Origin of the sequence: Fretibacterium fastidiosum, assembly GCF_964642095.1 — a bacterium.
Classification (GTDB): Bacteria; Synergistota; Synergistia; order Synergistales; family Aminobacteriaceae; genus Fretibacterium; species Fretibacterium fastidiosum.
Window position 1 is genome coordinate 469023 of sequence record NZ_OZ209244.1, and the last position, 26929, is coordinate 495951.

General features: G+C 60.4%; 37 protein-coding genes, 1 other RNA gene and 1 pseudogene. 21 read left to right on the top strand and 18 right to left on the bottom strand.

All coding sequences use genetic code 11. From position 1 onward, the window contains the following. Positions 1-321: 321 nt before the first annotated feature. From ACK28C_RS02090 to ACK28C_RS02155, 14 genes are all read right to left on the bottom strand, one after another. Positions 322-726, bottom strand: coding sequence for a hypothetical protein (locus ACK28C_RS02090; RefSeq protein WP_208873382.1), 405 nt, complete (start codon positions 724-726; stop codon positions 322-324). Then, complete coding sequence (locus ACK28C_RS02095; protein WP_208873380.1) at positions 702-2060, bottom strand: hypothetical protein; 1359 nt, start codon at positions 2058-2060, stop codon at positions 702-704. Before ACK28C_RS02095 ends, ACK28C_RS02090 begins: the two co-directional genes overlap by 25 nt. Next, the gene (locus ACK28C_RS02100) at positions 2038-2196 is read right to left on the bottom strand and encodes a hypothetical protein (protein ID WP_015556744.1); all 159 of its coding nucleotides are present in this window, start codon (positions 2194-2196) and stop codon (positions 2038-2040) included. The genes ACK28C_RS02095 and ACK28C_RS02100 overlap by 23 nt, the downstream gene beginning before the upstream one ends. Further along, positions 2197-3795 carry a terminase large subunit domain-containing protein gene (locus ACK28C_RS02105; protein ID WP_015556743.1) on the bottom strand — a complete coding sequence of 533 codons (1599 nt, stop codon included), beginning with the start codon at positions 3793-3795 and terminating at the stop codon, positions 2197-2199. Then, entirely contained in the window at positions 3796-4197 is a 402-nt protein-coding gene (locus tag ACK28C_RS02110) for a phage protein GemA/Gp16 family protein (protein WP_015556742.1), read from the bottom strand. A 9-nt stretch (positions 4198-4206) separates the two neighbouring features. After that, positions 4207-4282, bottom strand: an RNA gene (locus ACK28C_RS02115) — hammerhead ribozyme type II. A gap of 15 nt (positions 4283-4297) precedes the next feature. Next, positions 4298-4747 (bottom strand): host-nuclease inhibitor Gam family protein, encoded by a 450-nt coding sequence (locus tag ACK28C_RS02120; RefSeq protein WP_015556741.1) that lies wholly within the window; start codon positions 4745-4747, stop codon positions 4298-4300. Then, positions 4747-4911, bottom strand: a complete 165-nt coding sequence (locus ACK28C_RS02125; protein WP_015556740.1) for a hypothetical protein — start codon at positions 4909-4911, stop codon at positions 4747-4749. The genes ACK28C_RS02120 and ACK28C_RS02125 overlap by 1 nt, the downstream gene beginning before the upstream one ends. A gap of 2 nt (positions 4912-4913) precedes the next feature. Beyond that, positions 4914-5213, bottom strand: a complete 300-nt coding sequence (locus ACK28C_RS02130) for a hypothetical protein (RefSeq protein WP_015556739.1) — start codon at positions 5211-5213, stop codon at positions 4914-4916. 1 nt (position 5214) lies between these two features. Beyond that, entirely contained in the window at positions 5215-6126 is a 912-nt protein-coding gene (locus tag ACK28C_RS02135; RefSeq protein ID WP_015556738.1) for an ATP-binding protein, read from the bottom strand. Between the two features lie 243 nt (positions 6127-6369). Beyond that, positions 6370-6522 carry a hypothetical protein gene (locus ACK28C_RS02140; protein WP_208873378.1) on the bottom strand — a complete coding sequence of 51 codons (153 nt, stop codon included), beginning with the start codon at positions 6520-6522 and terminating at the stop codon, positions 6370-6372. A gap of 22 nt (positions 6523-6544) precedes the next feature. Beyond that, positions 6545-8443 carry a DNA-binding domain-containing protein gene (locus tag ACK28C_RS02145; protein WP_208873376.1) on the bottom strand — a complete coding sequence of 633 codons (1899 nt, stop codon included), beginning with the start codon at positions 8441-8443 and terminating at the stop codon, positions 6545-6547. 130 nt (positions 8444-8573) lie between these two features. Next, complete coding sequence (locus ACK28C_RS02150; protein WP_208873374.1) at positions 8574-8735, bottom strand: DNA-binding domain-containing protein; 162 nt, start codon at positions 8733-8735, stop codon at positions 8574-8576. Between the two features lie 19 nt (positions 8736-8754). After that, entirely contained in the window at positions 8755-8973 is a 219-nt protein-coding gene (locus ACK28C_RS02155) for a hypothetical protein (protein ID WP_208873372.1), read from the bottom strand. 95 nt (positions 8974-9068) lie between these two features. Here ACK28C_RS02155 and ACK28C_RS02160 point away from each other — a divergent pair. The 5 genes and pseudogenes from ACK28C_RS02160 to ACK28C_RS02180 all read left to right on the top strand — a co-directional run. Continuing rightward, positions 9069-9263, top strand: a pseudogene (locus ACK28C_RS02160) (helix-turn-helix domain-containing protein); the annotation flags it as partial. A gap of 12 nt (positions 9264-9275) precedes the next feature. Then, entirely contained in the window at positions 9276-9479 is a 204-nt protein-coding gene (locus ACK28C_RS02165) for a hypothetical protein (RefSeq protein ID WP_409152664.1), read from the top strand. A 60-nt stretch (positions 9480-9539) separates the two neighbouring features. Continuing rightward, the gene (locus ACK28C_RS02170; protein ID WP_015556737.1) at positions 9540-10319 is read left to right on the top strand and encodes a hypothetical protein; all 780 of its coding nucleotides are present in this window, start codon (positions 9540-9542) and stop codon (positions 10317-10319) included. Next, a complete protein-coding gene (locus tag ACK28C_RS02175) occupies positions 10316-10570 on the top strand; it encodes a hypothetical protein (protein ID WP_015556736.1) in 255 nt (84 codons plus the stop codon). The genes ACK28C_RS02170 and ACK28C_RS02175 overlap by 4 nt, the downstream gene beginning before the upstream one ends. A 122-nt stretch (positions 10571-10692) precedes the next feature. Next, complete coding sequence (locus ACK28C_RS02180) at positions 10693-11469, top strand: DUF1883 domain-containing protein (RefSeq protein ID WP_409152390.1); 777 nt, start codon at positions 10693-10695, stop codon at positions 11467-11469. Between the two features lie 213 nt (positions 11470-11682). On the opposite strand, the gene ACK28C_RS02185 is transcribed toward ACK28C_RS02180, so the two are convergent. The 4 genes from ACK28C_RS02185 to ACK28C_RS02200 all read right to left on the bottom strand — a co-directional run bounded on the left by ACK28C_RS02185 (position 11683) and on the right by ACK28C_RS02200 (position 14575). After that, positions 11683-11970, bottom strand: a complete 288-nt coding sequence (locus ACK28C_RS02185) for a hypothetical protein (RefSeq protein WP_015556735.1) — start codon at positions 11968-11970, stop codon at positions 11683-11685. A 503-nt stretch (positions 11971-12473) separates the two neighbouring features. Beyond that, the gene (locus ACK28C_RS02190; protein WP_015556734.1) at positions 12474-12863 is read right to left on the bottom strand and encodes a D-Ala-D-Ala carboxypeptidase family metallohydrolase; all 390 of its coding nucleotides are present in this window, start codon (positions 12861-12863) and stop codon (positions 12474-12476) included. Between the two features lie 96 nt (positions 12864-12959). After that, positions 12960-13346, bottom strand: a complete 387-nt coding sequence (locus ACK28C_RS02195) for a hypothetical protein (RefSeq protein WP_208873367.1) — start codon at positions 13344-13346, stop codon at positions 12960-12962. Between the two features lie 80 nt (positions 13347-13426). Next, a complete protein-coding gene (locus ACK28C_RS02200; protein ID WP_409152391.1) occupies positions 13427-14575 on the bottom strand; it encodes a phage portal protein in 1149 nt (382 codons plus the stop codon). Between the two features lie 138 nt (positions 14576-14713). On the opposite strand from ACK28C_RS02200, the gene ACK28C_RS02205 reads away from it, so the two are divergent. From ACK28C_RS02205 to ACK28C_RS02280, 16 genes are all read left to right on the top strand, one after another. Continuing rightward, positions 14714-15529, top strand: a complete 816-nt coding sequence (locus tag ACK28C_RS02205; RefSeq protein WP_208873365.1) for an XkdF-like putative serine protease domain-containing protein — start codon at positions 14714-14716, stop codon at positions 15527-15529. 11 nt (positions 15530-15540) lie between these two features. After that, a complete protein-coding gene (locus tag ACK28C_RS02210; protein ID WP_015556731.1) occupies positions 15541-16482 on the top strand; it encodes a phage major capsid protein in 942 nt (313 codons plus the stop codon). An 18-nt stretch (positions 16483-16500) separates the two neighbouring features. Then, positions 16501-16773, top strand: a complete 273-nt coding sequence (locus ACK28C_RS02215) for a hypothetical protein (RefSeq protein ID WP_015556730.1) — start codon at positions 16501-16503, stop codon at positions 16771-16773. Between the two features lie 3 nt (positions 16774-16776). Beyond that, complete coding sequence (locus tag ACK28C_RS02220; RefSeq protein ID WP_015556729.1) at positions 16777-17172, top strand: hypothetical protein; 396 nt, start codon at positions 16777-16779, stop codon at positions 17170-17172. Between the two features lie 15 nt (positions 17173-17187). Beyond that, positions 17188-17808, top strand: coding sequence for a transglycosylase SLT domain-containing protein (locus ACK28C_RS02225; RefSeq protein WP_015556728.1), 621 nt, complete (start codon positions 17188-17190; stop codon positions 17806-17808). A gap of 137 nt (positions 17809-17945) precedes the next feature. Then, complete coding sequence (locus ACK28C_RS02230; protein WP_015556727.1) at positions 17946-18173, top strand: hypothetical protein; 228 nt, start codon at positions 17946-17948, stop codon at positions 18171-18173. Further along, positions 18170-18682: a hypothetical protein gene (locus ACK28C_RS02235; RefSeq protein ID WP_015556726.1), complete on the top strand. Its 513-nt coding sequence runs from the start codon at positions 18170-18172 to the stop codon at positions 18680-18682. Before ACK28C_RS02230 ends, ACK28C_RS02235 begins: the two co-directional genes overlap by 4 nt. Further along, positions 18669-19115 (top strand): phage baseplate assembly protein V, encoded by a 447-nt coding sequence (locus ACK28C_RS02240; protein ID WP_208873363.1) that lies wholly within the window; start codon positions 18669-18671, stop codon positions 19113-19115. Before ACK28C_RS02235 ends, ACK28C_RS02240 begins: the two co-directional genes overlap by 14 nt. Before the next feature lie 9 nt (positions 19116-19124). Then, positions 19125-19403: a PAAR domain-containing protein gene (locus ACK28C_RS02245; RefSeq protein WP_208873361.1), complete on the top strand. Its 279-nt coding sequence runs from the start codon at positions 19125-19127 to the stop codon at positions 19401-19403. Next, complete coding sequence (locus ACK28C_RS02250; protein ID WP_015556725.1) at positions 19400-19993, top strand: 3TM-type holin; 594 nt, start codon at positions 19400-19402, stop codon at positions 19991-19993. Before ACK28C_RS02245 ends, ACK28C_RS02250 begins: the two co-directional genes overlap by 4 nt. After that, on the top strand, positions 19987-20349 hold the full coding sequence (locus ACK28C_RS02255; protein WP_015556724.1) for a GPW/gp25 family protein: 363 nt from the start codon (positions 19987-19989) through the stop codon (positions 20347-20349). The genes ACK28C_RS02250 and ACK28C_RS02255 overlap by 7 nt, the downstream gene beginning before the upstream one ends. After that, on the top strand, positions 20346-21491 hold the full coding sequence (locus ACK28C_RS02260) for a baseplate J/gp47 family protein (protein ID WP_015556723.1): 1146 nt from the start codon (positions 20346-20348) through the stop codon (positions 21489-21491). Before ACK28C_RS02255 ends, ACK28C_RS02260 begins: the two co-directional genes overlap by 4 nt. Beyond that, positions 21481-22173 carry a phage tail protein I gene (locus ACK28C_RS02265; protein WP_015556722.1) on the top strand — a complete coding sequence of 231 codons (693 nt, stop codon included), beginning with the start codon at positions 21481-21483 and terminating at the stop codon, positions 22171-22173. Before ACK28C_RS02260 ends, ACK28C_RS02265 begins: the two co-directional genes overlap by 11 nt. Before the next feature lie 15 nt (positions 22174-22188). Then, positions 22189-23367 carry a hypothetical protein gene (locus ACK28C_RS02270; RefSeq protein WP_409152392.1) on the top strand — a complete coding sequence of 393 codons (1179 nt, stop codon included), beginning with the start codon at positions 22189-22191 and terminating at the stop codon, positions 23365-23367. Continuing rightward, a complete protein-coding gene (locus ACK28C_RS02275) occupies positions 23364-25457 on the top strand; it encodes a hypothetical protein (RefSeq protein WP_015556720.1) in 2094 nt (697 codons plus the stop codon). The genes ACK28C_RS02270 and ACK28C_RS02275 overlap by 4 nt, the downstream gene beginning before the upstream one ends. Beyond that, positions 25457-26923, top strand: coding sequence for a hypothetical protein (locus ACK28C_RS02280; RefSeq protein ID WP_015556719.1), 1467 nt, complete (start codon positions 25457-25459; stop codon positions 26921-26923). Before ACK28C_RS02275 ends, ACK28C_RS02280 begins: the two co-directional genes overlap by 1 nt. Positions 26924-26929: the final 6 nt, after the last annotated feature.

Sequence of the window (26929 nt, forward strand, 5' to 3'; positions counted from 1 at the left end):
TCTGGAAGTTGGCTGGTGGGGCGGGTTTGCGGGAATTGGAAATGAGAATTTGAAAACGGCGGTGGCGGAGATTTTGCCGGTTTTTCCGATTTTCGCTCGGATTTCGGCTTTTTGAAACCCTGACCATTTTAGAGCCTTCAAAAGCCCTTCAAATGTTTCAGACCCGGTTTAAAACTGAGGTTTACGAGGATGGCCCTGCCCCGTTGGCGGGGCTCTTTTTGTGCCCTTTGGTCAAATTTTAGGCTCGACTAAGCAACCTGGAGTAAGCAACTAAAAACACAGGTTGCTTAGTCTTTCTGTGGATAACTGGGGGCGAAAGTGTTACGATTCGCCCCTCTTGTCGTCCGGCCAGAACCACCAGTGAGACCGGGGGATGAGGCGACCAAACTCCTCCTCCATTCGTTCCCGATACTTCTTCCAGGTGAAACGGCTTCCTTTGGTTTCCCGGTAGCGCTGGAAGAAGATGCCCTGCTCGCGCCACCCCGCATACTTCTCAATCCAGCCGTCCAGGATGCCCCGCTCCTCCTCCGACAGTTCCGGGCGCAGGAAGTCGAACGCCGACAGCAGCTCCAGCTCCGGCCAGTCGTTCATGCGCTCCCACGGCTCCCAACCATCTTCTATCCAGAACGTCCCCGACACGGCAGCGATGTGCTCCAGGAGCTCGCGGCGGCTCATGTTGTTGTAGGATTCACGCTCTTCATCTATATAGGCATGAACCTTATCCATTTCATCACGCCCCTCGCGTTTTCCAGTTTCAGGGAGATGTCGTAGCCCCTCAGCAATGTCTCAAAACGCTTGTTGTTCGGCCTGAAGAACGTTGCGAACTGCTGCCCCTTGAGGTTGATGACCGCCGTTTCCTGAGTGCGTTCATCGCGGAAGATCAGGACCGGATATGGATGCTCCTTCTTCCGGATCACCAGATACACGTCCCGACCGGCTCGGCGCACCAGTGAAACAAGTCTTTGATTATACTCCTCCAGTGTCCGAAAGCCCATCTCCCTTTCCCCATGAGTTTTGAAGTGGACAAAAGCAGTTGGATGCTGGCGTCCATCGCCTCCGCGGGAGCGCTCCCAAACTCTCGGATGCGTACCCCACCGGGCGTTGCGGGCATAGTCGAGGAGCCTGGGTATCTCCCTTTTGGGGGCCTCCCCGTCAATGACCCAGTGACTGGCCTTCTGCCAGGTGTCGGCGGGCTCGAAGTGTGCCACCGTCGTGGTGCGGCACCGGAAGTGATACGGCGGCATCCCCACGCCCTGAGCGACGATCTTCGAGGTCTTCGGCTCCAGCAGCACCGCCGCCTCGCTGGCGCCGGACAGCATCGGCTGCGCCTTCCTGGCGGCCTTCATGTCCAGCTTTTTCGCCGCTTCCAGCAGGCGCTCCTTCTGGCTCGATAAGGCTGACGTCGGGATGATGCGGCCGTGCAGGTGGCGGCATATCGGGCTGGTGCGCTCGTCCAGCACCGCGACGATCTCTACGTACTCCACGCCGGCGCGCTCGTAACCCGTGACGTGCCCTATCTCCGCAATCCGCGTGGCGTTGTGGTCGGCCAGCAGGTCGAAGTACCCCTGCATGGTGGGTTCCTTCGACGTCAGGAAACGCTCCAGCCTCGCGGCCAGCTCGATGCGGGTCTTCCCCTCGGTGAAGTACTCGTTCAGCGCCTCCACCATCTCGTCCTGAAGCCAACGGGTGTAAGAGTTTTGCACCCAGAAGAGCGTCTGCCCCCGCAGGACGTCCAACGCCTCCATGTCCGGTAGCGTGAAGGAAAAATCGGCCGAGACGGCCTGAAGTCCTACGCGGTACGCGGCCACGTCCGCCTGCCAGACGGGGCGGCGGGCCGCCTCCGCCAGCCCCATGCCGAGGTATCCCTCCGCCCTGCCGACGAGCCGGCCCAGTTCCGCCTTGCTGGGCGACTCCTGGAGGCCCAGCGTCCGCCCATCCTCCAGCACGTCGAACAGGAGCGCCCGCCTCTGTTCCGTCCAGGTCTTGGATAGCGCCGTCTTGAGCGCCAGGATGATGGCGTTCAGAGGCAGCGCCGTCTTACGAACGGTATGGGGCGTCAACGCGCCTTACCTCCTCCTCCAACGTCCTGAACCAGGCGCGGCAGGCCTTGCACTGGCGAATCCGCTCGACGCTGTCGCCGAGGTCGTTCGTCACGCGCACGCCGGTCTTGTCCGCGCCGCACTTCGGGCATCGCATCTATCCCACCACCTTGAAGTTTCTTGCCGTCAACACGCGCCTCCGTCCCCCGAACTCCTTCACGGCCAGGGCCAGCGCCCAGAAGAGATCCGCGTGCTTGATCTGCTCGTTCCTGTCCGCGTCGTAGGTGAAGCCCTTTTCCGTGGGCTTGCGCTTGATGGCATGGAGCTGCATCACCAGGTCGCGGTCGTTCGGGATGCGGATGCGCTGCGTCTCGAACAGCTTTTTGACCGACAATGCCATCTCCTCCTTCTTCTCCCGTGTGAAGTGGACGCGCTCGACCTTTCCGGGATAGAGGCGCTGCATGTCCTCGGAGAGCTGCATCCCGATGCCGGTAGCGTCCATTGCCAGGCGCCGTATCTTCCAGCCCTCGACCAGGCCGGCCATGTGGGAACGCTGGCCGTCAAAGGCCATGCGCGCCAGCGTCTCCATGTGCCGGACGAACACCAGCTTCTCTGCCTCCACCTGGAGCTGTTCGGCCAGGACGATGGCCGTCACGTCCTTGGTGCGGCCGATGTCGACGCCGCCGTTCACCCAGGCCGAGACGTGGCGTAGGCAGTCGTCGTCGAGCACCGCGCGGACCTCGTCCGGCTGCAGCAGACAGAGTTCGTCGGCGAAGAACCGGCACTCGTAGGCTTGCGCGAAGGTTATGGCGTCGAACAGACCGCGCAACTCCTCGATGTCCACCTGATGACCGTCCTTCACTGCATCGTAGATCGTCACTGTGTGGCGGGAGAAGCGCGGGTATTTGTCCGGGTTCGTGACGATTTCCCCGAACATGTCCGTCTCGGTGTAGGGCGTGCTGGTGACGGTGAGGCGCTTTCCTTTCGTCGTTGCAGCGGGCACGGCAGCCTGCCACATAAGGCGGCCGCGCATGTGCCACGCGAACTCGTCCAGGTAGACGTCCCCGGTGTAGCCCTGCACGGTGCGCGGGTTGCAGGGCAGGAAATACGCAATGGCTCCACCGGGGAAAATGATATTGCCTCCATCCTCCAGGTAATCCACGTCCAAGTCTTTGCACCACTTGACGGCGTAGTTCCGCACGATGTCGGACTGATCCTGAGAGGCCGAGATGACAATCTGGTTATCACCTCGTTCAATCGCGCCCAGCAGGACCTCGAGCCCCAGCAGGAAGGAAAAGCCGATCTGGCGGCTCTTCAGGCAGACGCGAAAACGCGAGTCGTCCAGTAGGAACGAGCGCTGGTAAGCATAGAGCTTATCCAGCGCTTTCTCCTTGATATCCCCGATGACCTGGGCGTCCAGACCGGGCGGCGGGTCCCCTTTTTTTCGTTTCCGTCCCTTTTTCTCCCTGGCCTCCCTGGCTGCCGACCGTTCCATCCGCTCGACGGCCCTGGTGAGCTTGTCCAACTTCCGGGCCTGAGCCTCAGAGAGGGGCTCGTCGGATGCGCCGATGGCGGCAATCTGGCGCTTCACGCCCTCGATGCTCTCGTCCGCCGTCTCCTCGTCCCATTGGTACCGGGCGCGCCAGCGAAACACCGTATCCGGGTTGAGGTTCAGCTTCTCCGCCACCTCGTTGCAGCTCCAGCCGGAGCAGTACAGGCGTTTTGCCTCGCGCTTGATGGCTTCGCTGTAGGCCATTTACACCTCCGCATGTTCTTCGTTGTACTTCAGGATGCGCTCCAGGCCGGTGATGACGTTTCGTGCCTGCTCCACCGTCAGCCAGCGGACCTCGTCGACGCCCGTCACCCTGCGCAGCCACGCACTCAGGTTCTCCGGCTTCCATCCGAAACTGCGCGTCATGGCCATGATCTTTCGGTACTGCGGCTCGGTGAGCCTGTCGGGCCCCAGTCCGGCCGCTCGGCGGCGGAGCTCGCCGATGAACAGCTCCGCCTGGGCATAGGTGAGCGCGGACATCCGCTCGGCCTCGAACATCCCGAAGATGGCCGCGTACAGCTCGTCCCTCTGGATGCCGAGCTGTTTCCGGGCTATCGACCAGATGATCTTCTTCTGTGCTGCCGTTATGGTCTTGACCTGCACCATGCACACCTCCTTCGGCTGCTCATCAGACCCCGGACGCCGCTCCGGGATGACGCCCTCAACCGCCTTGGTCGAGGGCGTTTCGCAATGGGAAGGATACGGCCTAATTCTCCGCCAGCTTCTCCTGGGATATCTCGTAATAGAACTCGTCCTTCTCGACACGCTGGACGCCCACCAGTTCCAGGCGCTCCTTTGGCCACTCGGACATCGCTTCCTTGTCCGGCTCCTCCTTCACGCGGATGGCGTCCCTGAAGCCGTACTCCTTGAGCTTGCCCAGGACCTCCTTCCACGTGGAGCAGATTTTCTTGAGTGTTGCCAGCGACGTGCTCTTGCGGAACCCGATGGTTCCGAAGCCCAGGTCGCGGCTCTTGCGCTCCAAAAGCGGCGCGATCTCGTCCTGAGTGTTCTTCTTGAGGGCGTCGATGTCCTCGTTGAGCTGCTGGTTCGCCGCCGCAACCGCTCGGTCGATCTCCGCGATCTCCGCCAGGGCGTTGTCGGCCTCGGTCAGGTCCCGAATGGGGGCGATGATCTGCTTCGGTTTCTCTCGCGCCATTACCAATCCCGTCCTTTCAATGCGGTGTATTTTGTTCTGACGTAGGGGCCATCGACGTAATCCAGCCAGCGGGGCGGCTCCTGCTCCGTCGCCGCCAGAAGAAGCTCCAGAACGCAGAGCAGCGCGACCGCGGAAAATCCGGTACACAACGAAATGGCCAACATTTTTATCCGACTCCTTTCATAATCTCGATTTCCTTTATGTTTGTGAGATACATATCCTGATAGTCATCAAATTCGATGGACGCTTTCTGGCCGATGTGCCCGTTCAAGATGGCCTGGGCTTCCCACTCATGGCGGGCCACATCCAATAAAGGGTCTTCGTCTCGCGTCTCCATAAAGTCTCGGATAAGCTTTTTTGCCTGTTCTTCAGCCGTCTTTTCATCCTCCGCTTCTATCTCGATCGCGAAGGGGCTAAGCACTGTGAAGGTGGCCTCGCAGGCAACTTTCATTCTGAATTTCTTCATGTCAGGCTCCCTTTACATGGCCGCTGGCGGCGAAGAGGAACCGCAGGGCCTCCACCATGTTGTCGCCCAGCTGCCGGGCGATGTGCGCCGCCTTCTCCACGAAGCGCATGGAGCCGTTCTTCGGGGCCAGGGACAGGGCCCGCCGCGCCCCCTCCGTCTCCGGATCGACGCCCAGGTTTGCCATGTAGTGCCCCAACTCCCGCGCCGACGGGGCGCTCGCGCGTCGGAACATATCGATGCGGCTGGTCACGTAGGTCTCACCTACCGTTCGGAGCGCGGTGTCGAAGCTCTCCAGCCCGATGAGGGAGACGCCGATTCCGGCCTCCTTCACCTCCCGAAAGACGGATATCTTCTTGAGTATCTTTGGCCGGCTGCCGTCCGTCACCAGCAGGTCGGCCTCGTCCACCAGCAGCATCCGCACGCCGCCCTCAAGAAGCGCCCGGATGGCCCTTCGGAGCCTCTGGCTGTTGCTACCATAGCAGGGCGTTCCGGTCAGTTCCAGCAGGGCGTCGATGACGTCGCCCATACACATGCCGTCGGCGCAGCGCAGGTACAGGACGTCGGAGTATCCCTCTTTGAAGTTCAGGGCCGTGTAGGTCTTCCCTATTCCGGACGGGCCGACCACGACGGAGAACCCCCGCGTCGCGTAGGTGAGGCCCAGCATGGACTGAATGAGCTTCTGCCCGTCCGTGAACCACGCCTCACGAACCTCCTGCCGTTCCCTCTGGGCCTTGCGGTAAGCGACGAGCGACGCCTCAATCTCCCCAATCACCTCCGGACGGCCTTTGTACTTGCCGCCAAGGGCCTGCGAAACGGTCCCGGTGGACTTCCCGGAGATTCGGGCGACGTCCGCGTTGCTCAGCCCAAGGGCCTGTATAACTTCCTGAAGCTGGTTTATCTCGTTGCTTTGCATATCTTCCCCTCCTTGTGGTACCCTTGGAGCGTCGCCACGGTTTTCTAAACGAGGTGGTTCCCGTGGGGGTACTCGATAAAGAAAAAATTGATCTTCCATGTCCTGAGTGCGGGCGAGATATTGCCGTTACCTTCGGCGATATCCAAAAGAAGAAGTCTTTGCGGTGTAATCGTTGTGGCGCAACGGTTACAATCGATTCCAGCTCTGCCCGGAAAGCCTTGAAAGCTCTGGAGTCCATGTTCTCTAAGCTTTAGACTTTCCCCTCTTTACCGTGGCGACAATCGTGAATTCAGGCTGACAGTCCATGAGTGCGTTTAAAGCCTCAAGCCATCTCCTGTATTTCTTGAATCCTCTTGCAGAAAGGTGTATCCTTGCGACAGCTTTCCCCCTTTTCATCTTCCGGCACCTCCTTTCTCCGCTATTTAGCCTGTGCCGTCGGGCCGACGCCCATGCTTTCGGCCAGAGCGATGATCTTCCGGTCCAGCTCCGCGTCGTTCACGACCAACTCCTCCCGCACCGCCGCAAGCTCCTGCACCTCCGCGGCAGCCTTCGCGTAGGGCGTGAGGCGATGGACCTTCGTCTCCGGCCTGACAAGCTGCTTCGTCAGCTCCAGCCAGTGTTTGATCAGCTCGTTTTGGCGGCGTATCTTGCCGACCACGGCGTCCATGTCGTGCGGGTCCTCCTTGCCCCATTCCTCGGCAGTACAGATGAGCCCGTGGCTTTCCAAATCCAGACAATGGACGACGCTCCGGTCGTAGGGGTTGAAGCGAACCTCCACCTTCTTCCCCGTGCCTCGTCCGCAGTAGGAGGAAAGCTCCGGCGCGTACCAACGGCATTTCCCGAACCCCGGCAGAGTCATCTCGACCTGGCTGTTCCGGGCCTGCCGGACGACGGCGGGCCAAAAGAGGAAGTCGAGCGTCCGGTCATCTATACGGGTCAGCGGGCGCTGGATGCCCTCCAGGAAGCACCGTCCTGGCTCGATCTTCTCCTCGACCATCGTGTGCCGGTGCCACTCCTGTATGGTCTGGAGGACGATCTCGAAGAAGTCCCGTGCGTGGAGCAGTTTCCCGTCCTTGATCTCCTCGCGAAGCGTCGCCTGGATGAACTCGTTCCGCTTCTCGTCCTTCTTGTCCTGGCGGCTGTAGCCGGGAAGGTTCTTCTGCATCAATGGGTTTTCCAAGGCATGGAAGAACCAGCTCTCGATGGGCTTGGCCTGCGCGTTGCGCGGCTTCGCCTTCTTGTGGCCGATCTGTTCCTCGTCGCCGTCCATTGCCCTGAAAGCCGCATAGCCGGAGAGCTGCTTGCGGAGGTAGGCCACGTAGTCGCTGCGCTCCGGCCGTCCCCAGTCCGTGTACAGGTTCTCCGGAATGCCCCACCGGCAGGCCTCGCGGAGCGCGAACCCGACGGCGTATTTGTCGTAGTTGCCCATCACGGGCCAGATGCCGGAGAAGTAACGGCTTCGGAAATCCGCCCAGGCGAACATCTGCGGTCGAATTGGCGTGCCGTCGTCGTCAAAGACGGTGTAGTCAAAGATGTGCTGGTCGCCCACCAGGACCTCGTAGACCTTGTAGCAGCTGAAGTCGCGAAGCACGGCCGGCTTGACCATCAGCTCCAGGCCCCGGTGTCCGGTCCGGGTGAGAACGCGAACGGCGTCCGGCATCTCGTTCCACTTCCTGTAAAAGGAAGCCAGCGACCCCACCTCCCAGCCCTGTTTCTCCGCTTCCTCCGCGGTCTCAAGGTAGGCGCGCTTGACGTCCATGCGGGGGTTATTGGCTAGCAAGGACAGGCCGTACTCCAGTGCCTGGGGCGCAAAGGTGCGGCTCTTCACCGCCACCTCAAGCGGCCCCGACGAGAAGGAGAGTGCCACGGCAAGGGGCGCGCGGTCCGAGACGACCTTGCCCCTCTTCCGCTCCGTGAGCCAGCGGTAGATGGTGGGGACGGAGACGTGCTCGTCGGCCGCGATGCGGGCATACCACTCGCCGACGGGGATGCCTGCGGGGCACTCCGCCGCGCGCTTCAGGACGCGCAGGCGCTTTGCGGTCTTCTTGTCCAGTCGTTCCGGTGCTATGCCCACTTTCTCCGCCTCCTTCGCTGCCCGCACCCTCTCCCAGCGATCTCCCTTCAGCCCCAACGCCTCCCGCACTTCGTCCGGCACCGCCGGGTCCAGGGCCGAGACTTGCCAGACCTTGCCGCCTTGACCACATCCATGCCCGTCAATCTGCTGAATGTGCTGGTAACGACCTTCCTGCAGTGCTTTGCGCACGGCTTGAGGCGTTATATTCAGGAGTCCGGCAAGTTGGGAGACGGTCAGCCACATGTGCGCGCTTCCTTTCATGGTGTTCTGATGGAAACTGGCCTCATCAGCGTGGGGTTGACCCACGGACGCCCCCGGCCTTTCGACCGGGTGCAGAGGCTATGCCCCTGCGGGCGTTTCGGCCTGCCAATGCTCACGTGCTCCTGGGCGTCACGGCCATTTCCTTGAACTCCCTGCACAGTCGGTAAAGGGAATGGACGCTGCCGATCTTCCAGCCGTTCTCCTCCGCAAGGTCCTTCAACCGGTCGTAGGTTCCCTTGACCTCAAGGTCGGGGTTTTCGGCAAACTCGTTCAAGAACCACTGAACCGCTTCCTCATCCGCAGATTTTGATGCCTGTGTCCCGTTCAAGAGCTTCGATTACCCTCAAGGAAACACCACTCTTAGGGCGCTTTTCTTTCCCTGCAAAACGACTGACAAGCCCAGTCACAAGATTGGCAGTGTAGCCGTTTTCTCTTGCCCAAGCAGATAAAGTCAGTCCCTTCAACAGCAAAAGTCCCCTCAAAGATTTTTTTGTTGCGGTAGTTTGCAACATGGGGTATCATCTCCTCAAAAAGTGTCGTTTTAGGCAACTTTATTGAGTAGGATAATAAGACAAAATGGGCATATAGTCAAGGGGAAGATGTCATTTTGGACAACATTTATACTCGCCTCATTGAAATCCGTAAGGCTTTAGGCTTGACACAGAAGCAGGTGTCTGAAGGCGCGGGCGTAGCTCTTAGGACTTATTGTCGCTATGAATCAGGGGAAGGAAGTAGGGATATACCTTCGTCCCTTCTTAAGTTTATTGCCCAAAATGACGTCAATGTTAACTGGCTCCTAACCGGCGAGGGAGAGATGATGCGGGGCAAGGGCGAAGCTGAGAGCGTGGCCGCGGAGGCAATCGAGGCGTTGAGCGAGGACCGAATGCTGGAGAAGATCGTGCTGATGCTCGCGGAGATGTCCGACGATGAGCGGCGGGAGGTGTTTGACCATGTTTCAAAAGCGAAACACCTGAGCGACTTGGAGCGTCGGGTGCGGGAGTTGGAGCGGGCGGAGTAAGCTGGGCTGGAGTACCTTGTCGGAGGATGGGGTGTAGGAAGAAGTAAAGGAGGAGTCGTGATGTTACCACTGTTAATCTTGGTTTCTGGGTTACTTCTTGCCTTATATGTCGGACGCTTTATCTTTCGTCGTCTGCGTTTGAAGGGCCGCGGGAAATTTTTAAGCGGGTTCATTGCTGTCATCGTTGGGCCTTTTGTCTTTTTCGTGTATGTCGGCAGTCTCGCGAATGTGGCAATGCTTAAAGAGCAGGGGCCTTCTCTCTCAAAAGATGCCGTTCTCGATTCTCAGAAAGTATCTTCAGAAACAAAGCCAGCCGACGTTACTATCCTCGATCTTCCTGAAGAACCTCAGGAGGAGGTGCAGGATGAATCTGTGGTCCCTTTGCTTGGCTGCGATTCTAAAACATTCCAGAAAAAATTCAATCAAGCTGCAAAAACCTTTAAGTCAAACCTGCGCTGTGAGACTCTGAAACTTGAAACAGGAGCCGTCAACGATTCGTTTATTGCTTCGGTGACGGAGAATATTGCTTTGATTGGCAGCATTGATAAAAAGACGCAACAACTTCAATCCGTCACCATGATTGCCCAAGGAGATGGCACCATGCACAGCGGGGCTAACATCATGCTTGGGATCGGCCAGTTGATCATGGCAACAGCACCAGAATTGGACGCAAAAGGGCGCGGTCAACTGTTGAAGGATATGGGGCTCACGCCAGAAAATTTGGAGGACGGCAAAGAAGGCAGACACGTTATAGGGAACAAAAAATTCTTTTTCTCGATGTCTGACCTGATCGGCCTTTGGTTTGGAGTGGAGGCTGTCGAGCCTAAAGGCAAGCCATGAAACGTGTTCTTTCGCTTGGCATTCTCGCGGCGTTCCTGTTGTCTCTTGGGGCCACGCTTGTCTTTCAGGTGAGCGCGGAAGGCGAGGAGTACATGGTCTGGATCGCCACCTCCGGCAAGGGTAAGAAGTATCACGAGGAAGACTGCCGCACGCTGAAGAAAGGCAAACGCTCTATCCCGCTCTCCAAGGCGAAGGCTATGGGGTACGAGCCATGTGAGGTGTGCAATCCGGGCGATGGCGAAGACTGGTGAGCGCGAGGTGCGGGCGTTGAGGGTGGGGAAAGCAGAGTAGAGGTTCAGGATGATGACGGTCATCGCCCCGCCGGAGGATGGGGTGGAGGAGATAATCGCTTTTTATTTTGAGGGGGTATCCTATGAAATTCGAGTTCATTCACAACGACCTCGGTCAGCGTAACAAAGGGGAAATCGTAGAAGTCACTCTGACAATGGCTGCTAATGTCCAACTCATGGACAGTTCCAACTTTGCAAATTATAGAAATGGGAGAGACTACCGTTATATTGGCGGCTTAGCAAAACAATCCCCATTTTACCTTAGTATCCCCAGTCCAGGTCGTTGGCATGTCGCTATTGATACTCGTGGCCTTGCTAATGGCACGCGTGCATCTGTACGGATATTGCCTGCCCCTCTGCCAGAAGCGAAAGGGATTTCTCTATCTTCAATCCCCTCGTTGGTCAGGCAAGATGTGTCTCCTCCTTACACCACAAATCGAGATACCTACGATGTTTTTATCTCTCATGCTTCCGAGGATAAAGACGGCATTGTTCGGGAACTGGCGGAAGCTTTGCGAGAAGAGAGATTGAGGGTTTGGTATGACGAGTTCACACTTCAGATCGGAGATAGCCTTCGGCGAAAAATAGATCAAGGCTTGGCAAATAGCCGTGTCGGCATTGTTATCTTGTCTCCGGCCTTCATGAAAAAAGGCTGGACGAACTATGAGTTGGATGGGCTTGTAACCCGTTCCGTTTCCGGTGAGCAAATTCTATTGCCCATCTGGCATAACGTCACCAAGCAACAGGTGATAGATTACAGTCCATCTTTAGCCGACAAAGTGGCGCGTAGCACAGCAACGCATACACCAGCCGAGATAGCGAGGGAAATAGCCGATTTACTGCGTTCTTTTGTGAGATAAGGCACCGACGAAAGTAAGCTTTTGCCTCCTTATGAGGGATATTTCCCTTGCGATGCAAAGTGGGCATACGGACAGGAATTCTCCAGTGTAAACATCTTGAAAGACTAGAAAAAACTCTCCTTTATGAAGGACGGTTTTTCGGTAGGGAGCTTCTATTGCGCATAAACAGCAGTTTTTATCGATATGGGTATCCATCTTGGCGCCTTTTACCTCTTATATGATCCTGCACGCTATCCTTACTCCCAGTGTGGCGGCAAAAGCAAGGCCCCCCAGCGCCACCCATATTCCAAGCATGAGATTGGCCCACCAGATCAGGTGTTTGAGACACCCTATGATGACGTAATGAAAGCACTCTGCTGGGACAATAACAAGGGAGCACAGGATCAATATGGGGAGCAGTGCAAGCGTTATTTTCGTTGAGGGCAAATACGTGAGCATGAGCATGGTCACCATCAGTAACCATTTAGCTGCACTCAACAGGCTTGTTTTACAGATTTTCATTTTTTCTCCTCCTTGGAGGGCGTTTGCATAAAAACGGCGAAAGTGCAAAACGTTGGCATGCGATAGATGTCAACACTTTGCACTTTTTGCGCGTTTATGCAGGGACGCGGTTAAAACCCAAATACTACCCGCCAGCTTCGTCATAGGATTTAGGCTTACGCCTGAAAATACGAAACGCACAACTTGAGTTAGCCCTCAAGTTATGCGTCAGTCGAAGCTTAAGAGGCGCTTCGTCGGTTGCAATGCTACTAAGCATCAGTAATTATACCTACTGAAATAGTTTTGTAATCGGTAAAATCCCTGCCTCTTGGAAGGGATGTTCGTTCATGACAAGGGGGAATTTGCCGGAAAATGATGATTATGAGATCATTTACCGGTCGTGGATCACTCGCAACGGGGTGCGGATATATCCTCCGCGAGGACTGAAGGCATGGCCCTTGAGGGTTCCCAAAAGGGTGGTAGATTAGGTGAAGAAGGGGCCGGCTCGGCCCCTTCCTCATTTTCTAAAACCCAAACACGCCCCGGCGTGGTTTCTCGTCCACGCCGACGTGGACGCGGGTGGTGGTGCGTCCCCGGATGAGGTAGCAATACCGCAGGTATGGCAGCAGCTTGCGCCGGTGCAGGTCCTTGATGACCACTCCCAGGTCCCGGTTGCTCAGTCCCTCCACCCAGATGTCCGCGGCCTCTCCGGTCAGGTGCCCAGAGTCGGGTTTGCCGCCTATGTCGGCGTTCTTCTCCGCACAGCGGCAGCCGCTCTCGATGTGCACCGACTTCCCCACGGCCTTGCGGATGGCCTCAAGCGTGGCCAGGAGGCGCCCTCTGGCGTTGAACAGTCCGCACCCGCAGCGACACGCCAGCTCGTGCCTCGAAAAATGTTCCGTCAGGTCTCCCATGAAAAAATCCCCTCCAATTCAGCTATAGACTGCACCGGATCATTTCGTTGACGTCAACGAAATGATCCCCCCGTTCTCACAAGGCGATAGAAGCGCCTACTGTACCTTTACGTCAATTCCCTGCTTTCGGAGGTTGGCCGCCAGGTGCTCGGCCAGCTCGTCGTCCAGGGCAATACCGGCTATTTCCTTGTCAAGGTTCTGCTCGAAGAGGTCCGCGGCGCTGCGGAAGAACGGGCGGCCCTTCCGCGCCGGCTGAAAGACCTTCTTCGCAAAGAGATACTTCCCCTCCCCGCCCTTCCAGCGCAGGGCCTTCCTCCGCCTGGGCCGGATGATCAGGGCCTGGCGTCCCTCGTGGACGGCGCGGGCGTAGACCTTGTTGGTCCCTACCATGGCGCCGCCGGGGACAGAGGAAACGTGGATGGACTTGCGCAGCTCGCCGCCCGTGCGCTTTCCGCTATCCGGGTCGGGCTTTCCAACCGGCACCAGCTTTTCCCTTATAGCTATAGCCCGTATCCGGTGCGCTATACGGAGAGCGACCTTTTGGAGGTCAACCTCGCCGGCCATCAGAGCCCGCCCAAAAGATCGAGCCCCTTCAGGATTTCCGCCTCCACCACGGCCTTATCGGTGTCCCCTGTTTTTGCGTCGGCCTGCTCCTTCGGGATGGACGGCGTGATGCCCTTCAAGCGGAACTCCTCCGGCAGGCCTGCATCCCGCAGCAGCAGGTTGATTCGATTCTCCAGGTACTTCATTCGGGGCCGGACCTTCATCTCGATGAAGCTGAGCATCTGCCCCTCCATCTCGGAACCGCCGCCCAGCTGCCCGGCGGTGACGATGCCGACGAGTCGCGGAGGTACGCCGTGCGCCGCCAGAATCTCCTCCCGCGTAGCCTGGCTGAGCTTGTCGAAGGGCATATCCTTCAGTTCCGCCGTCAGGCGCTGGAACTCTATCTTGCTGTTCTCGAAGGGAACAGAGAGCAGCATGGTCTTGTGTGCGTTGTCCACGCCCTTAACCTGCTTGAAGCCTTCGCGTATGGTCTTCTCCGTTTCCTCGTCGAACTCGGCCCCCGTGAGCACCACGGCCAGGGACGGCACGGCGTAGTTGCGGAAGAAGGCGGCATAGAAGCTCTTCTTCTCCTGGTCGAGCCGCAGGGCCTCCAAGGCGGCCACCCATTCGGGCAGGCCGTACCAGGTGGAAAGGGGCGTGTAGCGCCGGAAGGCGAAGAGCTCGTTTCTCCCGTCCCGCGCGCCAAAGGCCGCGAACTCCACGGTTCCGTCCGTTTCCTGGACGTACCCGACCAGCCGGTTCTCGCGAACCCTGGAGAAAACGGTCTGGGCGTGGACGTGGTAGAGCTCGCCAATCTGCCCTTTGCGGGAACGCGCCACCTCCAGATAGGCGTTGCCGGTACACTCCCAGTCGAAGGCGACGCGGTGCAGGAGCTCCAGGAAGGGCTCAGGTCCGGAGATGGACTCCAGGAACGCCTCCGCCGGCTTCGGGGCCTCGTACTCAAGGCCCACGGCCATGTCGGCCTTGAGCGCGATGCACTGGGTATGGAAGGCATTGGAATAGGTCAGGGAAAGGATCTGTGAGAGGGGCAATGGTGGATAGACAAGGCCGTCCGCGAATCCCATCCCCTCCGCGGGGCGGGAGATTCGCGCCTTCAGTATGGGCTCCAGCCGTTCTCCTGCAACAGTTTGAAAGACAGGTACGGACACGTTTTCGCCTCCTCTCCGTTTTGCCGTTAGTTTAAGGGTCACGGTGGCTCATAACAATATAAATATATAGATTTATATTGTTTTAACAATAAAATTTTAATAATATCACACCGGGCAAGAGCCATGCGACAGGAGGCGATGAGCAGGATGCCTGTGGAACTGCGGGATATGAAGGTGGATTTTATATCGCTCGTGTCGAAGGGGGCGAACGGCAAGCGGATCATCTGGAAGGCTGGGGATGAGAGGCCCGAAGGGGCCGACGCCTTCGAGACGCCGCTCCGCAAGCTCGTGAAGAGCGACGAGAAGCGTGTGGTCTACGGGATCGTGTACGGGCCGGGCCAGGTGGACAGCCAGGGCGAGTACGCGGAGAAGGGCGAGATCGAGAAGGCGGCGTATGGGTTCATGAAGGGCCTGCGCCTGTTGAACGTCGACGCGCAGCACGACTTCGACCCCAAGGCGGCGTTTGTAGCCGAGAGCTGGATCACGAAGGGAGCGGACCCCCTCTTCCCGGACGAGCCGGAGGGCAGTTGGGCGGTGGGGATCCGTGTGGAGGACGAGGCGCTCTGGGCGAGCGTGAAGAAGGGCGAGCTGGCGGGCCTGTCGATGGCCGGGTACGCCGCGAAGGTGCGGAAGGGGGAGGACGGGGTATTGGCAAAGATGGAGCAGTTCTTTACCAGCCTATTGAAGGCGGTCGAAGGGGCGGAGGCAAAAAATGCCCAGCCTGGACAGCCTGCTGAGACAAAGCCTGGCGCGGGAGCGCCGGCTGGCGAAGCGGCGGCTGAGGCCGAAGCCGTGGCGAAGATCGCAAAGGCGCTCGAGGGCATTCCCGCATTGACCGAGAGCATCGCCAAGCTGGATGAGCGCATCAAGGCGCTGGAGACCGCCACGCCGGGGCAGATGTCCAAGGGCGTGGACGGCAACGGCGCGGACGACGGCAGTTATGGGTTTCTGTAGGGGGTGGGACGATGCCTGACAAAAGCTTCAAGGCAATGATGGAGGAGTTCCGAAAGGCCGGGGAGTTCACGCCGGAGATGGTGAACATCGGCGGCGTGGTACGCCCGGAAGAGACTGACAGGTTTATTGACCTGGTGGTCAAGGGCAATCCCATCCTGTCGCGGGTGACGGTGGACCGCGCCCGAAAGCTGACCAAGGACGTGAACGTCTGGGAACTGCTGCGCGGCGTGCTGCAGCGCGTGCCGCAGGGCACGAAGCCGGATAAGTTCACCAGCTTCAAGAACGTGGGCAAAAAGCTGGAGATGAAGGATGCGCAGCTCTTCGCCCATATCCCGATGGACTATCTCCGCGACAACCAGCACCGGCCGGGGCTCGAGAGCATGGTCGGGAGCCGCCTGGCGGAGACCTACGGCAACGACGTGACGCTGCTGGCCTTCACGGGCACAGCGGACGACTTTGCCGGGAAGGCCTTCGACAAGCTGAACAAGGGCTGGCCGCAGCTCCTGAAGGACGCTTCCGACAGCCACAAGGTGGATGTATCGGACCACACGGGCGGCACCCCTGCGGCCGTGAACTGGGAGGGGCTCTTCAGCGCGATGGTGGAGCAGCTGCCGGACGTCTACAAGGGCGAAAAGACCGTCTTCCTGATGAGCCGCGGCGACGCGGAGCTGTACCAGCGCCAGATTGGCCAGATGGTCGGCGGTCTCGGGCACCTGCTTGCCAAGCAGAACCTGACCTACCTCGGCTACGAGATCGTGTCCCTGAACGAGATGCCGCGGGGACACGTCATCTTCACGCCCCTGCCGAACCTGGTCTACGGCGTGAACACGAGCATGGAGCGGTACCGCGAGTACAGCGGCGAGGAGCGCTGCATCAAGTACACGTTCGACAGCTCCTTTGACTTTCAGGTTGCGGTGGACGACGCGGCCGTCATCGCCTGGGACAAGCCCTAGTAGAAGCGAGGTGAGTGAATGAGCGCGGAGAAGCAGCGGCTGACCGTCCTGAACCGCCTGAGCGCCGAATACCCCGCCTCCGTGTCTCTCGAAGAACTGAGGAAGGACACGGCCCTCCACGAGGCGGACTTTCGCCGGACCGTGGCGTACCTGGAGGAGAAGGCGCTAATTGACGTAGAGGACCTCAAGGAGGGGGTGGGCGGGGTCTTTGGCATGGCGCGCATCACAGCGTCCGGACTGGACTTCGTGGAGTGCAGCGCCAGGCGCGTGCGGGCGTCGTGGATTCGGTAGCCCATGCCGGAGATCGAGATCGACGTCGCCTATCTGCGCCGCCTGGGGAACCTGCCCGGCCCCGTCCAACTGGGGAATTCGGTGCTGGAGCCGCACGTCGAGAGCGCGGTGTCCGAGGTCCTGGCGATTCTGGGAGCGCGTGTTCCCCAGGGCGCGGTTGAAGAGGGACGCGTTCGTCTGGCGATGGGGTGCTTCGCGATGGCGAACGCTCTTCCCGTGCTGAACACGTTCTACCTCTCCCAGGCGGAGAAAGTGCCGCGCCAGGTGGCCCTGACGGATTACGTCTTTCATGACGCAGGCGAGCTCCTGAAGCTGGCGGCGTACTGGAAGAACCGGGGTTACGAGGCGTTGCGCGATGTGGGACGCACCGGCGGAACGGTCGGCGTGTCCGTGATCTGAACGAGGAGGTAAGGAATGAACTGGCTTTTGGAGAACGCGGCCCTTCTGAGCCTTATTGTTTCGACGGCCAGGGGCGCGCAGGTGCCGCCCGAAGTGGCGCTGGGGATCATCAAGATAGAGAGCGGCGGGGACCGGTATGCGGCGAAGATCAACCCGACGTATCCCTACATGATGATGCAGGCGAAGCGTCCGGCCGGATGCTCCGTGGACGTGGAGCGGTTGTTCCAGAAGACGGCCTGGGGCTTGATGCAGGTCATGGGTGCGACGGCCCGTGAGCTGGGCTTTGACGGCTGGCTGTCGGAGCTGGTCGTTCCGGAGACGAACGTCCGGCTCGGCATCGAGTTTCTGGGTCGGAAGATGTCGCAGCACCTTGAACGGGACGGCATCGAGGGCGTCGTAGCCGCCTACAACGGCGGCGCTCCGAGGCGCAGACCCGACGGGAAGTTCGTCAACCAGACCTACGTCGACAGGGTGATGGAGGCCGCGAAGCGTTTTGAAGCGGTCGTTTCAAAATTTGAAACCCTTGAAACACAGCCTGCCGCAAAGGTTGAGCGCAAAAAGAAGCGGGGCGGCCAGCTCGAGGAAGCAGCGCCCTCCGAAGAGGCTGAAACGCGAGACCCCGTAGAAGGGGCGTAGAGGCCCCCAGCAGGATTTCGGGGCGTGAGGCAACCTGCCCTACCTTAAAATTCTTAAAGCACGCCTCAAACGCTTTTTTAATCAATTCTAACGGGGGTATCGAATAGGGGATGGCAGCCAGGACACAAGAGACGGAAATGGAGCGACTCATTGAGACGATGCGGGGCATCGTCGGGGCGCTGAATGCCCACGGGCTGGGGTTGGGCGACGGGGTTTCCCTCGTCGACCGCCTGGCCCGTCTGGAGACGCGGCTGGATCATCTGGAGAAAACGCTGAACAACACGCAGAAGATTCTGGTGGGGCTGGCAATAAGCGTCCTGACCCTGCTCATCAAGATGGCGATCGAGGGGCTGTTGAAACGATGATCCCCCGCGTCGAAGAGGCCCTTATCGCCGAGCTGGAACGCCGTATCGTGGCGGCCATGCCGGAGACGGCTCCCGGCGATGGGAACATGCCGGAGACGTTCATAACCACCATTGAAAGCCGGACGGTGGTACCGAACGTGCAGGAGGAAAACGACCTGACGGTCTTCTGCATGGTGACGGCCGAGGTTTCCGTGATCTTCTACAGTCAGAAGACCCGCTGCGACTACTCCCCGTTGCTGGCGGACTTTTGCCGTCATCCCTGGATCGACCTGGGCGGGGTATATGCGAAGGTGCGGATTGAGGGGAGTGAGGCCGCGGAGGGGCCATACCTCTCCAACGACGCCTGGCTGTTCCGGGCGGAGTATCCGGTGTTCGAGGTCGAACCCGGCCACGCCTGGCAGACCCCGGCAATAGGGCACGTGTCGGTGGGCGTGCAGGATATCTACCCCAGAGCGCTACCGGACACGACGAACGAGCCGGAAGGAGGCGGACGATTTGTCCGGCGGTAGCGAGTTAGAGCGGCGGATTTCCGAGGTGCTGCGGGTCGGGGTGGTCTCCGAGGTGCAGCCGGAGAAGGGACTCTGCCGGGTGAGTTTTGGCGAGCGAGTGTCCCCTCTGTCGCCCTGGTTCGCCCCACGGGCCGGGAAGGACAGGGAGTTCTGGCATCCGGACGTCGGGGAACAGGCGGTCTACTTCTCGCCCTACGGCGACGGGTCCGAGGGGTTTGTCCTGCCGGGCATCTTCTCGAACAAGATGCCGCTGCCCAATGGAGCCCGCGAGGGGCTGCATATTATCGAGTACGAGGATGGCACGCGGATCGAGGTGGACCGGAAGGAGCACGTCGTGGAGATCAAGGACAGTTACGGGAGTTATATCCGCATGGAGGACGGCGACATCCTCATCCAGGCGACACGAGAGCTTCTTTTGAACGATGCGACTTAGGAGGCGAATATGCCCAGAGCGGCGAGAATCGGGGATATTGGGGCTTGCGCCGTACATGGTCCGAATTCTTTGGCAACCGGCAGCCCCAACGTTAAGATCAACGGCATACCGGCGCACAGGATTTCGGACTCGTGGAGCTGTGGAGCGGCACAGGCGGAGGGGAGCCCGAACGTGCGCGTCAACGGGTTGCCCCTGGGGCGCATCGGAGACCAGGGGGATCACGGCGGCCCTGTCGCTACGGGCAGCCCAAATGTATACGTTAACGACGGCCGCAGGGTGAGAGCATGAACCTTCTGGATGCCATCCCGGAGATAGGGAAAATTCTGGACGACCTGATCTCCACCCCCGAGGAGAAGCGTGAGGCGCAGCTCCGGTTGCGGGAGATCGACGTGCGCGAGGTCGAGGCTCGCCTGGGCGTACAAAAAGCATGGCTCTCGAACCAGTCCGTCTTCGTGGCCGGGGCCATCCCGACGGTGCTCTGGATGGTGAGCCTCGTCATCTTCTTCAATCACATCCTTGCACCGCTCCTGGCGCACTGGGTGCAAATTCCGACGCTGGATCTCCCGGCGTGGTACTCGCAGCTTGCGGGGACCATCGTCCTGGGGCTCTTCGGAAAGAAGGCGTGGGACTCCTCCGAGATCCACTGGGGCGGGCAGGTCGTGAAGCCGGCGAAGGAGAAGGTCGCAGCGGAGATCGAGGAGCCGAAGCCACAGGGAAAACCATCCAGACCTAAACCAACCCCTCGCAAGGCTGCTGCAAAGCCGGCAGAAAGCAAGGAAGAGGGAAGCCCCGAACCCAAGGCGGTCTCCGAGATGAGCGCTGAAGAAGTGGACGCCCGGCTGCGGCAGATGTGCGAAGAGCGCGGCATCGAATGGTGATGCAGACTGGGATGTCCCGTGCGCCGTCGGACGGGCGTTTCACCGTCCTGGAGCCGCTGGACCACATCAGGCAGTCCATTCTGGACATTGTTTCCACTCCTGTCGGCACGCGCGTGATGCGTCCTGAATACGGCTCCAGGGTGCCGAGGTTGGTGGACCAGCCCGTGACGAAGGGCTGGAAGCTCTCGGTCTACACGGCGGTTGCGGAGGCGTTGCACCGCTGGGAGCCGCGGGTCCGGGTGGACCGCGTGCGCATCGATGCCGTCGGCCCCGGCGTGGTCGAACTGGCCATCCTCTACAGGCTCCAGGATGGCACGACAAACGAAGCGAACGTAAAGGTGGGACGCCCAAAATGAGACACCTCATCGACCTCTCGAAGCTCCCGGCCCCGCAGCTCATCGAGGAGCTGGATTATGAAGCGATTTTGAACGAGATGAGAAAAAAGCTGCGCGAGCTCCTGCCGGAGTGGACGGGATACGAACTGGAATCCGACCCGGCGAACAAGGTTTTGGAGGTTGCGGCGTATCGGGAGATGCTGCTGCGCCAGCGCGTGAACGAGGCTGCGCGCGGCGTCCTGGTTGCCTTCGCCCAAGGCAGCGATCTGGACCATCTGGCGGCGTTCTACCCCGATAAGCGCCTGGAGGGGGCGTTGGCTACCTTTGCGGGCAAGTTGACCCTTGCGGCGCCCCTCGGCATGGATGTGATGATCCCAGCGGATTACCGCATCGTTGCTAAGAACGGAGCCGTCGAGGCCCGATTGATGAGAGCCGTAACGATTCCCAAAGGGGAGACGGTCGGTGCGGCCCACTTCGAGGTTGTGCGCCCCGCCGGATTGGACGCGAACGGCCTGAATTACGCCCGGAGCTGGGAGGCGATCAATCCGCTTCCGTTCGTCGTGCTGGTCGAGCAGACGGAGGTCTCCAGCGGTGGCAGCGACCCGGAAAGCGACGAGGCGTTCCGGAACCGTGCCCGCGAGTCGCTCCACCAGCACAGTACCGCCGGGGCCTACGGAGCGTATCGCTACCACGCTCAGTCGGCGGACGTGCGCATTCGCGACACGGAGGCCTGGAGCCCCGAACGGGGGCACGTGAGCGTCGCCGTGCTCTCGTCCGAAGGGGACGGCTCCGCGGACTCGATCATGCTCCGGCGCGTGGAGGAGCGGCTCTCCGGCGAGGACGTCCGTCCTGGCACGGACTTGGTGGCGGTCGTCAGTGCAGAGATCGTTCCCTACGAGATACAGGCCGTCCTGGAGCTCTACCCCGGCGTGGCAGGGTCGCCGCCGCTTGATGAGGCGAAGAAAAGACTGGAACGCAAGGTTGAGGAGCTGCACCGACTTGGCTGCGATGTCCCGCGAAGCGCCCTGATCGCCGCAGCGCACGTCTCCGGGATCAAGAAGGTCGAGCTGATCAAGCCCGAGGCGGATATCCCTATCGGACGTCATCAAGCCGCGCACTGTACCAGGATTGAGGTCGGGAGCCGGGTCGCCGATGAGCCGTAACCTGGACCTCCTCCCCTCGAACGCCCTACCGTCCGAGCGTGCCCTGTCCCTCGCGGCACGGTTCAGCGACGACATCCTGCCTGAGGACATCAAAAAGCTGTGGCGGCCGCAAGAGGCCCCAGCTGCCTTCCTTCCCTTCCTGGCCTGGGGGCTACACGTGGATTTCTGGCGCGACGAGTTGGCCAGCCAGGCGAAGCGCAATCTCATCGCTGGGGCGTTTGAGTGGCATCGCCTGGAGGGGACATTTGGGGCCATCCGCCGCATCTGCACGGCCGTGTTCGGCGAAACGCGGGTCCTGCCCTGGTATGAATACAGCGGCGAACCCTACGGCTTCAGGGTCACCACCGAGGGGCGTATGGGAACGATAGAAGACTGGGAATCGCTGCGCAAGGCCATCTGGTTCGCTCAGGCCCTGCGCGACTGGCTGGACGGCATAGAGATTCATCGCAACCTCAGGCTGGACCTCTCCCACGGCACGGCGACGTTCCGGAGCGGCCTGCATGAAATACGTCCGGAGTATCCGGAGCTGAACGAAACACGCCTCACGGTCGGTATCGCGACGGTTCAGGGCGGGTACGCGAGCGTGGGGCTCTCCAGGCCGAAAGGGACCCGGACGGCGGTGTTCTCCGGTATTGCGATGGTCCAGGTGCATTACGTTACCATCGGCCCCGCCGGGGCCTGACAGGAGGAATAGACAATGGCGAAATTCGGGGGCATGACCCTCACCAAGGAAGGACGGAACCTGCTCGCCAAGGCATTGACGGGCAAGGACCTGAAATTCGTCCGCGTGGCGGCCGGAGACGGTCGCCTACCGGGCGGACAAAGCATCTACGATATGACGGCGATGGCGCATCCGGTCCAAGACCTCCCCATCGCATCCTGCACAGTCACGGGTGTGGGCACAGCCACCATCCAGGCCGTGATGACGAATCAGGGGCTCGCCATGGGGTTCTTCGTACGGGAGATAGGGCTTTTCGCAACCGATCCGGACTCCGGGGCCGAGACGCTGTACGGGTACTGCAACGCCGGCAACGAGGCGGACTACATGCCCGGACAGAACGGGCCGGACGCGGTGCAGTATCTGTTCTCGCTCGTGACCGTCATCGACCAGGCGCAGAGCGTCACGGCCGTGATATCGAGCGACCTGGTCTTCGTGACCCATCCGGAACTGAACGCCCGCATCGACGAGCTGTTCACCGCCTCAGCGCCCATCTTCGAATTCTGGACGCGCGCGCAGGGCGACGACAAGAAACTGCGTCCGGCATCGCTGGACAAGGTTAAGCTGTCCATTCTCGGCACGCACGACATCGAGAACCTGGACGGCCGCATACGGGTCCTCGAGGACGTCGTCGCCCAAACGCTCCTCGAACTGGAGGTTTCTAACATCTACCCCAACTACACGCACTTCATCATCGAGGACTTCCGCAAGCCAGACCAGGCGGACATGTTCTCCTGCAAGGTGGTTCACGTCGTTGCGGGGTCGAGCGCCATCGACTGCGAGCGCATACAGGGGCTCGTCCCAGGCTGCACCTACACGCTGACGGACGGGGCGAGCCGGGAGCTGGTGCAGGTCCGCAGCGTAAATGTCGAGAACGGTCTGAACCGCATCGTGACGTCCGAGCCGGTCAAGAACACCTACCGAGGCGGCAAGACCCTCCTGTACCGCACCTCGGCAATAATAATGCCAGATAGCGCGGAGGGCGTTTCTGCCCCAATGATTGCTGCCTGGCGACCGATGGAGACCTGGAAGGGCGTAACTGGCAACACGGTGTTCGACGTTGTCGCGCCGACCAACCTGGCGTCGGCCGGTGCGTTCGAGCTAGAGGGAGATATCTCCTGGTCGGGGTCGACCGTAACTTTGGAGGTGAGCGCATGAGCATTCGGATGAGAAAATTCGGGGGCTACGGGATGGGCTCGCGCGGAACGGCAACCCTCTCCTCCGGACAGATAAACAGCTACGCCCCGATCTCGGCCATGACGGACAGAACCGTGACGATCGGCCTGAAGAACGTGGGGACGCTCGACGACTTTGCGCCTGACGTCGAGGTCCTGCTGCACGTCTCTGCGACGAAGGGCTCCGAGACGGCGAAGCTGGGAGAGTACGCCTTCGCCAGGATTCGGAGCATCGAGGGCTCGGTCCTGACGCTGGACAGGATGCCGGTCTGGTCCGTCTCGGATTCCGACCTGCCGAACTATTGGATTCAGGCGGTGACGGTCCCTAACTTTGAAACCCTGACGCTGAAGGGGGCGCTCCAAGCTGCCACCTATAGCGCAAGCACGCACTGCGGCGGCATCCTGGCATTGAAGTGCTCAAAAGAGCTGGTTTTCAACGGCGGACGCATGGACGTATTGAACAAGGGCATCCCTACGGGGGCGGCTGCGCTGCGTCCCGCCATTCCGGAAGAGGCTACCGAGGAGGGCAGGCTTTTTATCCATTCCGCCCTGCCTGTGATGAACAGGGGCAATGGCGTGGTGATGGTCTGCGCCAGGCGCACCACGTTCGACACCGTGGCCGTGATCGGGGCGTCGGAGTTCGGGAACCCCGATAAAGGCGCCGGAGAAGGCGGGGCTTCCATCCTGTTCGTCTCGGACGAGCTCGTTAACTTCAGGGCGGAGGCCATTTCCACGGGTGGCATCAGTGGCGGGGTCGGCCGGGGACGCTGCCGCATTGCCACCCGGTCGGAACCGGCGCTGCAGATCCCGTCACGCGAGCTCCTCTACGGGCACGACCTGATCCACGACCCGGATGCGCTGCGCAGACTGGGGTTCCGGAGCTTTGGGGACGGCCGACACAAGAGCGTGACGAACCCGACGGAGGTTCTGTGCGGCTACGCTCCCATCAGCCGCATCGGGGCGGACCTGAAGACCGCCGAGACGCAGTACCTCCAGAATGCATTCTACGCTCCGCTGGAGGAGGGCGCCCTGGCTCTGTTCCACGTCTCAGCTACGAAGTCAGCGCACATTCAGGATTACGGCCGGTATGCGATACGCCGGATAGTGCACCGAACGGCGAGTGGCAGCAATGCCGTCTTCTTGCTGGATGAACCGCTGCCCGTGCCGCAGAACATCACGGACAACTACTGGTGCCAGCTGATAGGCATCCCGCAGTTCGAGACCCTGACACTCCGGGACTTCACGCTGAACGTTCCCGCGTGGAACGACTCTGTGAAATGCGGGGCAATCCTGCCCCTGGCATGCAGTAACCTGCTGAGTCTGACGAACGCGAAGGTTTTGACGGAGCCGGGGAAATTCCCCGTCGGCAGGAGATGGGGCGATGATGATAACAAACGCTTCATCAATCAGACTAACGCGGTCGGAGCAACCCGCATGATGCTGGGTGAGAAGAACGGAGCGGTCCTGCTGTTGGCGAAGCAAATCGCGGCGGACGGGGCAAGCCGTGTCGGAGGCGAGCAAAGTCCCCTTCTGTTGGGTGGCAAGGGCGGAGAACCGTTCCTGTTTTCCGATTGCAAGTATCGGGATGAAGATGTTTGGGATGCTCCGTCCAAAGCAAGGGGAAAATCCGGGGGCTCCGGCTTCGGAGGCGGGCAGGGGGCCCACAGTGGCCAGGGTGCGTCGATCAATGTGTTTGGTGTGGCGGTCGTCAAGGGAACGACCCCTTGCCCCGCTGGAAACGATGCCGTTGACGGCTGGGGGGCTCCAAAAACGTCACAATATAGCGGCTTTCGCTACAGTATGCCCGGATACACAGGGGGTGGAGTCACCCAAGGCACTTGGAGTGGCCACGCGGAAGGCACAACTACTTATAGTGGTGCATCCGGGGCCTGCATCCTCGTCGTTTCGGAGACTTCCCCGGACGAATTGCATGCGGTGATGAGTAGCGGCGGACACGGTGGGAGGCCGGATATTGGGGTGGGCACCAAAAAAGACGGAATACGATTTTACCCCGGCTTCTGCGGCGGTGGTTCCGGACAGCTGATGTATTTCCACGTGGGAGGTGATGCGTGATGGTGACGACAAACATCCTGCGGTACGGTCTGGACGAGGCAGTTCTGGACCGTCGCGGTATGATCCGCACCCGAGATGGCTCCGAGTTGGACTGTTCAGGCGCGACCTCAGTCGAGGGTATTGAGGTTGGTGGTTCCGAGCCTCATGGAACGAAGCGCCGCGTCGCGTTCCGTGTCGGTGGAGCCTGGGGTGTCCTGGAGCCGTCCGGCACGCCCGGAACGGCTTTATTCGTCCCCTTCCTGGAACAGGGCATCTCGGCAAACTCCGTGATCGACGAGGGGAATACGGCGGACGAGCTCCAGGCGTTCTCGTCCGTCCCCGACTTCGCGGGGAAGAAGGTCGGCCTGGCCGTTGCCCTGTGTGCCAAGCTCGACGCGTCCGAGATGCCGACCCTGTCCCTGGCGCTGAAATGCAGGAACGTAAATGACACCTTCGTGAAGGTGCTCACCTCCCCGGAGCTGGACTTCGGCACCGCTTCCGAGATATCTTCCGCGCGGGTCGATCAGGCGTCCTCGAACGGTGGTTCCGTGTCCGTGAAGGCACGGCTGACCTTGCAGGACGGGACGGTCACCGACTGGCTGAACGTTTCGGAGATCGAGGGCCGGGCGGCGCGAAAGGTGCAGTACCAGGCCACCCTCCAGGCGGAGACGATCGGGACCTCCGTCGCTGTCCTAAACTCGGTCCTGACGGAGTACACCCGCGGCGTGGGCGTCATCTCCGGTAAGGGCACCGTCGAGATCGTCTCCGTGACGCGCAACTGGAACATTCCGCTGCGATCGCTTCGGATGCGGGTCCGGCACGCCAGGCTGAAAGACTCCGTTCTCTCCTGCCACGTCGCGTTCAGGGACCTCCCGAAGACCGTCGTCGGCGAGAACGTTGGCGTCGGGACCGGCGAAACGGCGACACACCAGTTGGCGCACGTAGGGGGCCTGCATCACGATTCGCTGCGTGTGTATTTCGACGGTGTGCGGCAGTACGCCGGATACGAGTTCAACGCCGAGGTGGGCCGCGTGACCTGCGCCGCGCCGGTGGGAGCGGTCGTGACCGTGGACTACGAGTACGGCTGGGGCATGGAGGAGTGGCAGGTCATGCGGAACAACGGGACTGTGCCCGGATTGGATTTCGACGCGACGGAGTTTGTCTACGCGCTGCCGCCTAGCAGTACGCCGAAATCCATCTGCGCGGTGAAAATCGCCCTGGAGACGACGGGCGGGACCGAACGGGGCGAGGCCCTGGGAGAGGGCGCGGGGGCGCTGAGGTCCTATCCCCTGGCACACGTCGCGAAACAGGGCAGCCCCGTGGTGTACTCGGATGGCGTGCGGCTCCCCGACACGGCGTGGAGCCTGTCATTGGACGGGACGACGCTCCGTGTGTTCGCAAGCTCCGGTGCGGCGCTGACGGCAGACTACGAATGGCTCTCCGAGACCCCGAAGGTCCGGCAGTTCGTGGCTGTGTTCGCGGAGTAGGGAGGA